Annotated in this window: 1 protein-coding gene; it reads right to left on the bottom strand. The window is 68.7% G+C overall.

The features are described 5' to 3' along the window. The coding region (locus NDO48_RS29425; RefSeq protein WP_267322945.1) for a hypothetical protein at positions 1-249 on the bottom strand (249 nt) is incomplete at both ends.

The following is a 249-nucleotide window of genomic DNA, read 5'->3' as shown; positions in this document are numbered from 1 at the left end:
GTGCAGGCGTTCGGCGAACGGTTGGTCGGGGTCCAGCGGCATGGAGAAGGTCACCGACAGCGCGCTGGCGCCATCGAGCTGCACTTCGGAGACGTCCACCACCTCCAGCTCGCGGCCGGCATGACGCTTGGCCAAGGCTTCGCGATCGATCGTCGGCTTCGGCGCCTGCGCTTGTTGCGCAGCGGGGGCGGCTGGGGTGACCGTGGCAGGCGGTTCAGAGGAATCACAGGCGCTGAGCAGGGTCAGCAC

Origin of the sequence: Aminobacter sp. MET-1, from assembly GCF_026521175.1 — a bacterium.
In the GTDB taxonomy this organism is placed as follows: domain Bacteria; phylum Pseudomonadota; class Alphaproteobacteria; order Rhizobiales; family Rhizobiaceae; genus Aminobacter.
The sequence above is the reverse complement of the archived record's forward strand: the minus strand, read 5'-3'. Positions and strand labels throughout refer to the sequence as shown.